The sequence below is a fragment of the Spirosoma sp. KNUC1025 genome (assembly GCF_045160025.1).
Lineage (GTDB): Bacteria > Bacteroidota > Bacteroidia > Cytophagales > Spirosomataceae > Spirosoma.
This window is the reverse complement of record NZ_CP087139.1, coordinates 1,242,726-1,256,406: the sequence shown is the minus strand read 5'-3', so window position 1 is coordinate 1,256,406 and position 13,681 is coordinate 1,242,726. Positions and strand designations below refer to the sequence as shown.

Sequence of the window (13,681 nt, the reverse complement as noted above, 5' to 3'; positions counted from 1 at the left end):
ATAGAAGGTGGTTAAACCAAATAAAAGAATGTGAAAACGAATACCCAGACCAGATCGACAAAGTGCCAGTAAAGACCTACTTTTTCAACCATTTCGTAATGACCTCTGCGGTCATATAAACCAGTGGCAGAGCGGTAGAATATGAGAATATTTAGAACAACACCACTAAACACGTGTGTTCCGTGGAAACCTGTAATAAAGAAAAACAGGTCAGCAAAAGCTGGTGGGCCATATTGATTCTCGACCAGATTGGCTCCAAAAATTGTGCGCTGAATGGTTTGTCCATTAATAATCTCAGTAATGGTTGTACCGGTTTCAGTGCCGTGAATAAAGTGCGACCATTCCCAGGCCTGACTGCCCAGGAATGCTAATCCACCCAAAATTGTCCATAGCATGTATTTCTCTACATCAGCGCGGTCCATGCGGTGGCCAGCTTCTACAGCTAAAACCATCGTAACACTACTGAAAATGAGAATAAATGTCATGATACCGACAAAAATCAGCGGCAAATCAATACCATGCAGAAATGGCACTGAGTTATAAACATGTTCAGGTGATGGCCAATATAAGTTTGAGAACTTAAATACTTCGCCATAAATAGCTGGGTCCCATGCTGGGTAGCTATACCGAATCAGACCATAGGTAACCAGCAATGCTGAGAACGTAAATGTGTCAGAGATCAGAAAGAACCACATCATCAGCTTGCCGTAGCTCACCTTCATGGGTTCAACACCACCCATCCATATCTTCTTGTCGAACACTTTGTCAGAGTCCGAAGTCAGGGTATCATGCGTTGCAGTAGCCGCCATGCATCTAAAAGATTATCAATGAAAATAGACTAAAAAGAAAAACAAATACAACCACAAAATGTCTAGAAAATGCCAATACGTAGCAGCAATTTCCAGCTGATTCAGACTTTTCGCATGAATTCGTAGCCGGAATGCAGCAACCAGAGCAAAAATCAGGACAATTAAGCCAGAGATTAAGTGAAATCCATGTAAGCCTGTGAAAATGTACATAAATGATCCCGCAGGATTACCTACAAAGAATACATTCTCATTAACTAATTCAACCCATCCCTGAAACTGCATGTACAGGAAAATCACTCCAAGTACAAAAGTAATAGTTATCGCAATTTTCAGGCTGTTGAAATTGTCTTTTTTTGCCGCTAAGTAAGCCCAATGTATGGTAATACTACTAATCACCAAAACTACAGAACTGTACGTAAAGACTGATGGTATATCGTACTCTAACCAGTTTCCTTCTGCCCTACGAACCAGATAGGCACTGGTCATCGCAGCAAAAAGCATAATGATACTCACAATGAATAGCCACAGTATAAACTTACGTGGATTCATGGAGAGCGTTTCCTGCGGCTCTTCAACAATTGAAATGTCGTTTACTAATTCGCTCATGATTTGTTGTTATACTTTATCTAGCAGATAAACAATCTGTACGACCGGCAAGTAAAGTAATGATCCGAACATCATTTGCAAAGCGGCCTTGTCTGTACATGTTCTCATCAAATGGAACGTTTGAGCCAGAAACAAGATTCCACCAATCATAGCCACTAAAGCTGAATAAATTCCTGTTACGCCCATCATGTACGGCAACCAGCCTACTGGAATCAAGAACAGCGTATAGATCATTATCCTAGAAGCCGTTTCCGTAGTTTTTCCACTTCCAGGCATCATCTGGATTCCTGCTTTTTTGTATTCATCAAAGGCTAACCAGCCAATTGCCCAGAAATGGGGGAACTGCCAAAAAAACTGAATGGCAAACAAAATACCGGGTGCCCAGCCAAAGTGATTTGTAGCCGCAACCCAGCCAATCATCGGAGGGAAAGCGCCGGGTAATGCGCCAACAAATACAGCAATCTGTCCTTTCCGCTTAAGTGGAGTGTAAACGAATCCATACAAAAGCAAGGACAAAACGGCCAAAGCAGCGGCTCTAATATTGAAAAACTCTACATACAGAAAGCAAGCTACGCTAAACAGTAAGAATGCAAAAACAGCTGCTTCCTGAACACTTAACCGCTCTGTCGGTAGTGGCCGAACTGCAGTACGTTTCATTTTTTTATCAGACTCTTTTTCAATCATCTGATTAATAATATTGGCAGCTCCGGTAATGCTGATCGATGCAATAACGAAAACGACAATTTTCCACCAGTTTACATGCTCAACTGCCAGACAATACCCAAACACACCTGAGAAAACGACTGCCAGAGTGAGTTTAAGTTTTAGGAGTTCTATATAAGCTTTAGCCTTTTCGTTGATCAGTGTTAAAGCAACTATTTTTTCCATGCTAAATCTCAATTAATTGAGTTGCTCTGTTATTCATTTTCGGCTCTATCAATGCAGGATTTACAAGTAGCCAAGCCATGAATTGTAAACCCATTATTAATACAGCTAATAGTAAGTGGATGGGTTGTGCTGCTGCCGGTACGTTCATATAAGCCATAATTACGCCTGTACCGATTTCCAATATTACTAGCACTATTAATCCATTCACCACCCGTTTTATTGAGCCGTTTTGGGAAACACTGCGGAGTTGATAAATAACTGCGATGTGAAAAGCCAACACAATTAGTGAAAAGGACCGATGAACGTAGAAGCTCCAGTTTAAACCTTCAATCCACTTTTCCCTCTGCCCATAGCCGAGTTGTTTTACCACTTGGTCGAGCGCATCCCGAACCTGCGTTCCAAGTGCTGTTTGAAACAAGGTAAGTAGCATAATAACGAGCAATAGCAGGCGAAGTGCTTTTACTTTTTTTTGTTTCGGCTCAAACTTTAACAAAGATGTGTTCGAGCGTACAAACACAAACAACAAAGTAAAAACAACAGCTATGGCTAACAACAAATGTAGCGATATTAAATATTGTGCAAGTTCTGTAGCAACTACGCGTGAACCGAGCCAGCCGTTAAGCCCTAATAACAGGAAAGAAAGAAAACTTCCCCAGAAAACGACCTTGTCTTTACGTAGATAGGACAAGGAAGCTATTAACGTACCAAAAACAAAGAAACCTGCTAATACACCCAACAATCGATTAATATATTCAATCCAGGTTTTTACGGCATTGAATTCTATTTCGCCTTTCAGCTTAGCACCGTAGATTGTCTGATAGTTAGCGGGCAATTGTGAGATTTCGGTTGGAGGCACCCAACGCCCAAAGCATTTAGGCCAGTCAGGACAGCCCATTCCAGAGCCTGTGCCTCTGACAATTCCACCTGCTAATACTACAAGGTAAATAACAAGTATTGTCAGAAGTACTAAGCTCCGGAACCGCTGTTCTCGTTTATCAATGAGGCTGATTGAACTGGTCATTCAAGTTTTGAGCCTCAATTTCTTTTTCCATACCAATCAACTCGTTTTCGTGAGGCAAGTTAGACTCGGGCGTCTGTGAGTATGGAACATTTTGAGGAATAAAATCGTCTTTAGCGCCTGGCTTACTATAATCGTAAGGCCAACGATAGACGGCAGGTATTTCACCTGGCCAGTTACCATGTCCCGGATTAACAGGTGCAGTCCACTCTAATGTATTCGACTTCCAAGGGTTCTGTGGAGACCGGCGACCTTTGATTAGACTGTAAACGAAATTGAATATGAACACCCATTGTGCTGCGAAGGTGAAAACAGCGGCAGCACTAATAAAAGCGTTCATATCAGCAAAAATGTTTTTAGTAAAATCGTAGCTCGTAAATGCATAATATCGACGTGGGAATCCGGCAATACCGATATAGTGCATTGGGAAGAAGACGAGATATATACCAATAAAGGTTAACCAGAAGTGAATATAGCCCAGCTTCTCGTTTAGCATTCTACCAAACATTTTGGGGAACCAGTGATACACCCCAGCCAGTAGGCCAAACGCAGAAGCAGCTCCCATAACTAAGTGGAAGTGGGCCACCACAAAATACGTGTCATGCAATTGAATATCCAAAGCCGAGTTACCAAGAATGATCCCGGTTAATCCTCCTGAAATGAAGAAAGACACAAGACCAATTGAGAACAACATAGCTGGCGTAAAGCGAATATTACCACGCCAGAGTGTCGTGATATAGTTAAAGGCTTTAACAGCAGACGGAACAGCAATAATTAATGTCAGGAACATGAATATTGACCCAAGGAACGGGTTCATCCCTGTTACAAACATATGGTGGGCCCATACGATGAACGCCAAGAAAGCAATACCCATCATAGACGCAATCATGGCACGGTAACCGAAAATTGGTTTACGCGAATTGGTTGCAATGATTTCCGAGGTCATCCCCAAAGCAGGTAATAAGACAATATAAACCTCGGGGTGCCCTAAGAACCAGAATAAGTGCTGAAACAAAATAGGACTACCGCCAACGTTTGGCAGTGCTTCACCTTTAATGTAGATTTCAGATAAATAAAAGCTGGTACCAAAGCTACGGTCAAAAATCAACAGCAATGCAGCCGACAATAGAACCGGGAAGGAGATAAGTCCAAGAACCGCTGTCAAGAAGAAGGCCCATATTGTAAGTGGTAACTTACTGAATGACATTCCCCGCGTACGCAGGTTAATAACCGTTGTGATGTAGTTTATTCCGCCCAATAGCTGTGACACAATAAACAGCGCCATGCTGATTAACCATAGCGTCATACCAAATTCAGAGCCCTTATGAGCTTGTGGTAAAGCACTCAATGGAGGGTAAATAACCCAACCACCAGCGGCAGGTCCGGTCTCAATAAACAATGACCCAAGCATCAGCATACTGGCCAAAAAGAAAAACCAGTATGATAGCATGTTGAGGAACCCAGAAGCCATGTCACGGGCGCCAACCTGAAGTGGAATCAGAAAGTTAGAAAACGTACCACTCAAGCCAGCCGTCAATACAAAGAATACCATGATGGTTCCGTGCATTGTGACTAGAGCCAGGTAGAAATCAGGATCTAATTTTCCTGTATCGTTGATCCAGTTACCAAGAATCGGACGAAGAAAACCCAGTTTCAGATTTGGAAACCCTAACTGAAGCCGGAATATTACTGATAAACTAATTCCGATAACAGACCAGATAATACCTGATATTAGATACTGTTTTGCAATCGTTTTATGATCTTCAGAGAAGATATATTTGCGCCAAAAACTTTGCGGCTCATGGTGTTCATGCTCTGCTGCATGAGCCACGGTTGCCGGGTTAGCTGATACTGTCGCCATAGTATTTGGTTTCTTAATAAGTTTAAAATTAATGAAGCATTACGCTAGCTACTGCTTCGCCACTCTGTTTCGTTGATACCGTTGAACTGTCGGCTGGTGCGGCTGCTGGAGCATCGGTCGGCAAATATTTAGCTGCCTTGGCTTTCAGATTTGCCGGGATACGTGCTGCTAATTCGGGAGTAGCCGTAAGTAGAGGTTTTTGTTCTCTACACCAAGCTAACCAAGACGCTTCATCTTCGACGATCAAACGTATCCGCATTGAAAAATGTCCCTGTCCACATACCTCTGTACAAGCAATTTCATAACCAAAATTAGGATTACCCGTGATATTGCGCATCTCATCGGTAGTCTTATCGGCGGTAAACTGAAAACGAGTCGGCATACCAGGAACAGCATCCATTTTAACCCGCAGATGCGGAATGAAAACACTGTGCAGAACATCACGCGCACGGATTTTTAATAGAATTGGCTTATTGACTGGAATATGCAATTCAGATGTAGACGTGAAATCATCAAACGACGCTTCATCAGTATAATCGATTCCAGTTTCATTGTTATTATCAATTAATTTGTAATTGAAAGAACCTAGTTTGTTATTATCTACACCTGGATAACGAGCGATCCAGTTAAATTGCTTACCTACGATCTCAAATACTTGAGCATTTTCTGGTGCCTCTGCCATGATATCCCGCCAAGCCCGCCAGCCAGTGAATACGAGTACAGCCATAACAACGGCAGGAATAACCGTCCAAATCAACTCTAACTTGTGGTTCTCTGGATAGTATGCTGCTTTACGCCCTTCTTTGTGTTGATAAAGCCAGGCAAACACAAACAACAATGCATTGGTTACCAGAAAAGCTGCGGTAATAATGCCCATCGATAACCAGAACAGAAAGTCGGTATGACGACCGTGCGGAGAGGCTGCTTCAGGCAAAAAATATTGTTTTGCATATAAGAAAGAAACTACAAAACCAATAACGCCTAAGACAAAGAAAACTATGAATAAAGCGCCGTTAATCCGATTACTCATGCCAATATGACCTTCTTCTGCAGGACCACTAGCACTCTTTACAACGGCAGCCATTCTGGAAACAACTACGGCAGCCAGCCCCAGAAATATTACCGATAACAAAACAACTATATAAACCATGTTTTTTGTACGGGTTATTGATTAAATGTCGTGGTGTAAAGCCTCTTCCAGCATTGGATGGTTCTTAGGAACCAAATTGGCTTTTGCCAGTTGAGAATAAAGCGACCATACAAATCCAGACGCAAAAATCAGGATCATGCCGAATTCCATTGGGCCAAAGCCACCATGTTCACCGACCGTTCCAGGCATGATGTTGGTATAGAAATCGAAATAATGCCCAATAATTATACCCCAGGCTGCTATCTTCAGGAAGATTAGTGTACGCTTTGCATCGCGCGTCATCAATACAAGAAACGGGAAAACAAAGTTTAAAAAGATATTGATGAAGAAAGGGGCTTTATAAATACCACCATAGCCGCTAAAACGCTCACGATAATAGATAGTTTCTTCAGGCAAGTTCGCATAATAGATCAGCATAAATTGTGCAAACCACACGTAAGTCCAGAAGATGCTAAAGGCAAACATGAATTTACCCAGATCGTGTAGATGACTTTCATTTACCCACTGCATATAACCACGTTCTTTCAATGTGACTACAGTAAGTGTGATGATAGCCAAGCCCGTTACGTGCCAGCTAGCTAATGTATACCAGCCAAACATCGTACTGAACCAGTGTGTGTCGATTGACATCACAAAATCCCAAGCAGAGGTCGATGAGGTAACACCAAATACAAGCAAAAAGGCTGTTCCGAACTTGATACTTTTTTCATAGTACTCCGTACCACCATACAAATCCTCCTGAAGAGAGAAATTACGGAGCATACGCCATAAGAAATACCAAAGGCCAAAATAGGCAACTATTCGACCTATATAAAATGGCGTATTCAAAAAGCCCTTTTTACCATTGATAATTGGATCAAACTCAGGACTTGCTTTATCATACAGGCCAGGATGTGTCCAATGGAAAAGATCGTGACCTGCAATAAAGAATGTAGCAATCACAACAACTCCCATAATAGGCAAGTAAGCAGGCATAGCTTCAGGAATACGCTTGAATGCAACTGACCAGCCAGCTTGTGCCAAATAATTGTACGACATAAAAAACATGCCGACAACGGATGCGCCTGTGAAATAAATTGCGTTTAACCAGACGTTTGCCCACAAGCGATTTGTCCATTTGTACGCATGATGGCCACCTTCGCCAGCTTCGTGAGCACCTGCCGCATGAGCTTCATGCCCGTGTGAACCAGCGCCAGAAGCCAGCAGGTATGCGCCAATTGCTACCAGTGCAACGCCTGCTCCGATACCAATAAATAATTTACGCTTAGATTCCGCTGTAAATTCAAATTCTTCGTCTAAGGACGGTATTGCGTGAGCCGATGCCATTCTTAACAGTTTTCAGTTTTCAGTTATAGTCATCAGTTTAGCGCTTGTGAACCTTCAAAAACTCTAAACTGTGATCTCAATTTTATCCTTGTTGCAGTTTGTGTACGTACTGTACAATCTTCCACCGATCTTCTGGCGTAACCTGTGAGCCATGCGGCCACATACGTCCTTTACCATGAGTAATCACATGAAAAATGTGTCCATCATTCATCGTCTTATAAGCGTCAGCAGCGTAATTAGGCACCCCCTTGTATTCCTTGGCCACAGGCCCATCACCCTGACCAGTTGCACCATGACAATGACTGCAATAGCGAGTATATAAAATCTGCCCTTCAGCAAGGGTTTTCTCAGAAGCAGGAATTGGATTTGTCAACACGCGTTCAGCAATACCGATACTGTCAGCCGGAATATTATAAATCATCAGGTCTGTAGTAGCGGAGGCTCCTGTTCCAAACTTGGTATGGTAATTTGGACGGGCAACTGTACCACGGGCAGGCAAACGCATGTTTAAGCCCTGAGGATTTACTGTATTAGGACGAATTTGCCGGTAAGGTTCATATCCTACCGCATCATACATTTGAGGGGCGTACTCCACACCTGTATTATCATGCCCCCTTTTGCAGGACGTACCTGCAAACATCAGCCCAATAACCGCTAATGTCAGTACGTTCTTATACTTAGTAGTCATTCCCATTCTGAAATTAGAACTGCTTAATATTAACTTCAGCAGCGCCTGATTGCTTCAGAATCTGCTCGATATCACTTTCGACAATATTGTTTTTGCTCAGGTCAATGGCCATTGCAAATTTATTATCTGTTGTTCTTAGATCGTACATCAGTGGTTTGACTGTGGGCCCTAAACCATTGGATACCAGAAATGTTCCAACCATTCCTAATGCACAAAAAAGAACCGTTAATTCAAAGATTATAGGTACATACACTACTGGTGAGTACGAATCTTTTCCACCAACAATCATAGGCCAGTCAAATCCTTCCGCGTAGAATGTTAGTGCTAGCGCAGTAAGTGTCCCGGATAATGCGAATAAAAAGGCCGCTATTCCTAACCGCGAACGAGGATGACCAAGTGCGATATCTAATCCGTGGATCGGGAATGGCGTATAGACTTCATGAATCCGAACACCCGCTTTTTTAACTTCTCTAACAGCTTTCAGTACGACATCGTCATCATCGTAGATGCCCACCAAAAACTTACTATTACTATGTACGTCTGACATACGTTTTAATTAGTCTGTTTCAGTTTCTTGCTGCTAAAATTTGTCAACAGTAAGACCTGGTACTATTAGCTGTTTTTATTCTGCGTTCTTATTAAACGTTGGATTAGCGACTCGTTCGCCTTTAGCGACTCCTGAAACAGAAATCGGTAATTTTTCTGAAGACGACTTAATAACCGTTTTCACTTCTGCCATATTCACTACTGGTAAAAACTTCGAGAACAGCAGGAACAAAGTAAAGAACAGACCAAAAGAGAAAATATAGTCGCTAATATCAAATAACGTAGGGTGGAACATTGCCCAGCTTGAAGGCAGATAGTCACGGTGTAGCGACGTAACAATAATCACAAACCGCTCGAACCACATACCAATGTTCACAATTACAGACAGAACAAACGTCCATACAATACTCCGGCGAATGGCCCGCGACCAGAAGAGCTGTGGTGTAATTACGTTACAGGTCATCATAGCCCAGTAAGCCCACCAGTAAGGTCCTGTTGCCCGGTTAATGAATGCGTAGCTTTCAAATTCTACACCTGAGTACCATGCAATAAAGAACTCAGTTAGATAAGCTACCCCTACAATCGAACCAGTCAACGTGATGACTTTATTCATCGACTCGATGTGTTCAATTGTAATATAGTCTTCCAGTTTGAACACCACCCGAATAATCAGAACCAGATTTTGCACCATGGCAAAACCCGAAAAGATAGCACCCGCTACGAAATATGGGGGAAAGATGGTTGTGTGCCAGCCAGGAATTACTGACGTAGCAAAGTCCATACTTACAATAGTGTGTACAGACAATACGAGCGGAGTTGATAGACCAGCAAGAATTAAGCTCATGTATTCATACCGTGCCCAAGTTTTAGCCGAACCATTCCAGCCTAGCGAAAAAGCGCCGTAAATATACCGGGACACCTTGCTACGTGCGCGATCGCGAATGGTGGCCAAATCAGGAATAAGGCCCATGTACCAGAACACCAAAGACACAGTGAAGTACGTACTGATCGCAAATACGTCCCAAACCAATGGTGATTTAAAATTCACCCAAAGTGAACCTAATGTATTTGGTAACGGCAAGCACCAGTAAGCTACCCAGGGACGACCAGCGTGCATCATGATAAAGCTTGCAGCGCAGATAACGGCAAAGATGGTCATAGCCTCAGCCGCCCGGTTTACTGCCGTCCGCCATTTTTGACGAAATAGCAGAAGAATGGCAGAAATTAACGTACCAGCGTGCCCAATACCTACCCACCATACGAAGTTAGTGATATCCCAAGCCCAGCCAACGGTTTTATTTAAGCCCCAAACACCCAAACCTTCCCACCATGTCCAGAAAAGACAGGCAGTTCCGTAAATGAGCACAACCACCGCAATAATAAAGGCGATAGTCCACTCGCGGGTTGGATTGCCCTCAACCTGTTTGCTGATATCCTCAGTCACGTCGGCGTAGGTTTTACCACCGGTGACAAGAGGAGTTCTTACGGCTGATGTAACATGCGACATATATCTTACTAATTTACGATGTACGATTTATGATATACGAATTACGGATTGTTCGTCTAATTGTTTAACAAACTTCAGATTAGTTTCCGTGACTCATAAGTTAATTTACGCGTTTGGTTCCTGACGAGTTTTTTCGTCTTGTTTTGGCTCCTCGTCTTTATTCCGAATTTTCGTCAGGTAAGAGATTTGCGGTCTCACGTTAATTTCTTCCAGCACATGGAAGGCACGTTCCTCAAGTTCAACTTCAAGTATTTTAGAAATTGTACTTTCTGGGTTGTTCATGTCGCCAAAAACAATGGCAGTCGTTGGGCAAGCCTGTGCACAAGCGGTTTGCACTTCATCAGGACCTAACCGACGACGTTCTTTTTTCGCCGTTAACTTACTTTCCTGAATACGTTGTACACAGAATGAGCACTTTTCAATTACCCCCCGTGACCGGACTGTTACGTCTGGATTAATGACCATCTTACCGAGGTCATTATTGAAATGATAATCAAAGTTATCATTATCAAAGTACTTAAACCAGTTAAACCGGCGCACTTTGTATGGGCAGTTATTGGCGCAATAACGGGTACCGATACAACGGTTATAAGTCATTTGGTTTAACCCTTCTGTACTATGGGTTGTAGCCAATACCGGACAAACCGTTTCGCAAGGCGCATTACTGCAATGCTGACAGAGCATTGGCTGGAATGTTACCTCAGGATTGGCGGAGGCAACTTCTAACGCAGAGAAACCATCAACCTCAACATCGGCATCGCTGCTGTAATACCGGTCAATCCGCATCCAATGCATTTCACGGCGCCGGATTACTTCTTTTCTACCGACAACCTGAATGTTGTTTTCTGCATTACAAGCAACTACACACGTACCACAGCCAATGCAGGAGTTTAGGTCAATGACCATGCCCCATGAATGGTTTGGTTTACCATACCCATTCCACAGCGTAATGTCATTAGGGTCTGTAGCTCCTTTCGATGTTTGAACTTTAGGCTCGTACCGACCTGCTTTTGGATTCTCTTTATAAGCTGCCAAACGCGATTCCTGTAATACAGCCTTACGTCCCATCACTGTATCATGTGTCTGGGTTTGTGCTATTTCATGGCTACCACTGGCTTTATCTACCTTCGCAGTAAATGCCGAGTAAGTTGCATATCCACCCGTCATACTTACGAACGGAAAGACATTAACTCCTACGCCATTTGCCGATTTACCACCTTTTTCGCGACCGTAGCCAATTGCGATCGATACTGTATTATCAGCCTGACCTGGCTGTATCAGCACGGGCAGTTCAACAGACTTTCCATTTACTGAAACCGTTACCAGATCATTCTGAGCCAGATTCAGATCTTTTGCAGTCTTTTGTGAAATTGCCGCGTAATTATCCCAGCAAGCTTTTGATACGGGATCAGGTAGCTCCTGTAACCAAGGATTATTAGCCATTGCCCCTGTACCAACGCCAACTTTTTCATATAAAGCCAACTCTATACCCGTAGTCGGTTTATAACGCTGTGCAATACCAGCGGCAGCCTGCGCAACATTTCCTGTGAAGGAAGCTCCGCCAGCAGCAGCAGCCTGTCCGTTATTCGGTTCAAACACACCGTCATTCAGGCATTTCACCCAAAAAGCATCGAAGGAACTAAAACCTGATGTTTTAGGGAAATGAGTAACACGCCAATAGTTTTTCAAGTAAGCCTGATAGTCGTTTGACTTACCAGTCCAGGTTAAAAGACTTGACTGAAATTGGCGGGTTTTAAAGATATTGGTGATAGCAGGCTGCGCCAGACTGTAATAACCTTGCTTTGGCTCAGCATCATTCCAGCATTCCAGAAAATGTGGAGCAGGTGTTATGAATTTTGTCAGCGAAGCCGTTTCGTCAGCACGATCAGCAAACGATACAGATAAAGCGATTTTCGGTAATACTTCTGCAAGTTCAGCCCCACGTGGGTGATCGTAAACCGGATTCGAAGCAAAGAACAGTACAGCTCCAACTTGACCAGCTTTAGCCTCATTTATAAAGGCATTCATTTGTTGGTCGTTCCCCTGACGATAGTTAACCGGGCTGTTGATATCAATTGTTGTGCCGTAACTTCCTAGCAGATTATTAAGGGCGTTGACAACAATCTGAACATTTGGATCATTTGAACCAGAAACAACCAGTGCTTTACTGCGCGTACTAGCAAGATCTGTTGCTGCCTTATCTAGATTTGGTACGTCGATGGATGGTGTACTAATTGCTGTTCCACCCAATTTAGCAGCTACCTTATTATACAAAGCTGCTACGACCAGGCCTTCTTGTGAAGGTTTAATAGCAGTACGGTAGTCAGCATTTGCACCCGTCATCGAAAGGCCTGTTTCGAATTGGTAGTGACGCGACATGGTTTTACTTCCGCCACCAATAGCACCAATTTTCCGTCCTTTTGCATACGGTCCCATATATTCGATGGGGGCGATCCACGTACCTAGAAAATCAGCACCGACACTAACGATTGTCTGAGCTTTACTGAAATCATAAGATGGAATAACCGCTTTACCAAATGATGCTAAATTTGCCTGTACTAAGCCAGATACAGAATTTGCATCATACGTAATGTGACGAGTCGTTGGGTATTTTGCTACGAAGTCAGCAATAACAGCTTTTGTAGCCGGGCTGAGTATCGTTGACGTAACAATTCGAATTGCCCCACCTTTTGCCGCAACAGAATTTAGCTGGCTAATAATTTCACGGTCGGCCGTAGCCCAGTCAATATCAGCATCGCCACGTTTTGGCCCTTTCAGTTTGTCAATATCATAAAGGGACAAAACCGACGCCTGAGATTTGGCGGTCGTACCACCTTTCGATACGCTCGACGAAGGATTACCTTCTATTTTGATAGGACGCCCTTCACGTGTTTCAACCAAGATGGCAACGTAATCACCACCTTCGCTGAAGGTAGATGCGTAATAATCAGATATAGATGGGAAAGTAAATTCCGGTTTATTGATATAAGGTACTGCCTTATGGACGGGTGTTTCACAGGCTGCCAACGATACAGCGGCCATACCAAAACCCATTACTTTGAGAAAGTCACGGCGTTGGGTGTTTGAGCCGCCGAGTAGACCTTCTATGTCATTCGACGATTCACTCAAGTCGGGGTTCGCAAATTCGCTATTCACGTTCTTAACGAACGTAGCGTCATTACGTAACTCTTCAACCCCTTTCCAATACCGTTTAGATGTATTTTCCATGCGTGTTATATGCGGCAATGGTTATGAATGAATAATGTAGAATTGAAAATGAAC

11 protein-coding genes are annotated in these 13,681 nt (G+C 43.1%); all 11 read right to left on the bottom strand.

Annotated elements, in window-relative coordinates; genetic code table 11:
• Positions 1 to 11: 11 nt before the first annotated feature.
• Positions 12 to 809, bottom strand: coding sequence for a cytochrome c oxidase subunit 3 (locus LN737_RS05475; protein ID WP_405516914.1), 798 nt, complete (start codon positions 807 to 809; stop codon positions 12 to 14).
• A gap of 15 nt (positions 810 to 824) precedes the next feature.
• Complete coding sequence (locus tag LN737_RS05470) at positions 825 to 1,415, bottom strand: heme-copper oxidase subunit III (RefSeq protein ID WP_405516912.1); 591 nt, start codon at positions 1,413 to 1,415, stop codon at positions 825 to 827.
• A 9-nt stretch (positions 1,416 to 1,424) separates the two neighbouring features.
• A complete protein-coding gene (cyoE, locus tag LN737_RS05465) occupies positions 1,425 to 2,303 on the bottom strand; it encodes a heme o synthase (RefSeq protein WP_405516910.1) in 879 nt (292 codons plus the stop codon).
• 1 nt (position 2,304) lies between these two features.
• Positions 2,305 to 3,324, bottom strand: coding sequence for a heme A synthase (locus LN737_RS05460; RefSeq protein WP_405516908.1), 1,020 nt, complete (start codon positions 3,322 to 3,324; stop codon positions 2,305 to 2,307).
• On the bottom strand, positions 3,299 to 5,182 hold the full coding sequence (locus tag LN737_RS05455) for a cbb3-type cytochrome c oxidase subunit I (protein ID WP_405516906.1): 1,884 nt from the start codon (positions 5,180 to 5,182) through the stop codon (positions 3,299 to 3,301). Before LN737_RS05455 ends, LN737_RS05460 begins: the two co-directional genes overlap by 26 nt.
• Before the next feature lie 28 nt (positions 5,183 to 5,210).
• A complete protein-coding gene (locus LN737_RS05450) occupies positions 5,211 to 6,332 on the bottom strand; it encodes a cytochrome c oxidase subunit II (RefSeq protein ID WP_405516904.1) in 1,122 nt (373 codons plus the stop codon).
• Between the two features lie 21 nt (positions 6,333 to 6,353).
• Positions 6,354 to 7,658: a quinol:cytochrome C oxidoreductase gene (locus tag LN737_RS05445; RefSeq protein ID WP_405516902.1), complete on the bottom strand. Its 1,305-nt coding sequence runs from the start codon at positions 7,656 to 7,658 to the stop codon at positions 6,354 to 6,356.
• An 82-nt stretch (positions 7,659 to 7,740) separates the two neighbouring features.
• Complete coding sequence (locus LN737_RS05440) at positions 7,741 to 8,346, bottom strand: cytochrome c (protein ID WP_405516900.1); 606 nt, start codon at positions 8,344 to 8,346, stop codon at positions 7,741 to 7,743.
• A 13-nt stretch (positions 8,347 to 8,359) separates the two neighbouring features.
• Entirely contained in the window at positions 8,360 to 8,893 is a 534-nt protein-coding gene (locus LN737_RS05435) for a DUF3341 domain-containing protein (protein WP_405516898.1), read from the bottom strand.
• A gap of 75 nt (positions 8,894 to 8,968) precedes the next feature.
• Positions 8,969 to 10,399 (bottom strand): NrfD/PsrC family molybdoenzyme membrane anchor subunit, encoded by a 1,431-nt coding sequence (gene nrfD, locus LN737_RS05430; RefSeq protein WP_405516897.1) that lies wholly within the window; start codon positions 10,397 to 10,399, stop codon positions 8,969 to 8,971.
• A 105-nt stretch (positions 10,400 to 10,504) separates the two neighbouring features.
• Positions 10,505 to 13,627, bottom strand: coding sequence for a TAT-variant-translocated molybdopterin oxidoreductase (locus tag LN737_RS05425; RefSeq protein ID WP_405516895.1), 3,123 nt, complete (start codon positions 13,625 to 13,627; stop codon positions 10,505 to 10,507).
• Positions 13,628 to 13,681 lie beyond the last annotated feature (54 nt).

Excerpts from the sequence above, each read along its gene's own strand:
- LN737_RS05460 (WP_405516908.1), bottom strand. The coding sequence starts at position 3,324 with ATGACCAGTTCAATCAGCCTCATTGATAAACGAGAACAGCGGTTCCGG.
- LN737_RS05440 (WP_405516900.1), bottom strand. The coding sequence starts at position 8,346 with ATGACTACTAAGTATAAGAACGTACTGACATTAGCGGTTATTGGGCTG.
- LN737_RS05425 (WP_405516895.1), bottom strand. The coding sequence starts at position 13,627 with ATGGAAAATACATCTAAACGGTATTGGAAAGGGGTTGAAGAGTTACGT.
- nrfD (WP_405516897.1), bottom strand. The coding sequence starts at position 10,399 with ATGTCGCATGTTACATCAGCCGTAAGAACTCCTCTTGTCACCGGTGGT.
- LN737_RS05435 (WP_405516898.1), bottom strand. The coding sequence starts at position 8,893 with ATGTCAGACGTACATAGTAATAGTAAGTTTTTGGTGGGCATCTACGAT.
- cyoE (WP_405516910.1), bottom strand. The coding sequence starts at position 2,303 with ATGGAAAAAATAGTTGCTTTAACACTGATCAACGAAAAGGCTAAAGCT.
- LN737_RS05470 (WP_405516912.1), bottom strand. The coding sequence starts at position 1,415 with ATGAGCGAATTAGTAAACGACATTTCAATTGTTGAAGAGCCGCAGGAA.
- LN737_RS05445 (WP_405516902.1), bottom strand. The coding sequence starts at position 7,658 with ATGGCATCGGCTCACGCAATACCGTCCTTAGACGAAGAATTTGAATTT.
- LN737_RS05450 (WP_405516904.1), bottom strand. The coding sequence starts at position 6,332 with ATGGTTTATATAGTTGTTTTGTTATCGGTAATATTTCTGGGGCTGGCT.
- LN737_RS05455 (WP_405516906.1), bottom strand. The coding sequence starts at position 5,182 with ATGGCGACAGTATCAGCTAACCCGGCAACCGTGGCTCATGCAGCAGAG.
- LN737_RS05475 (WP_405516914.1), bottom strand. The coding sequence starts at position 809 with ATGGCGGCTACTGCAACGCATGATACCCTGACTTCGGACTCTGACAAA.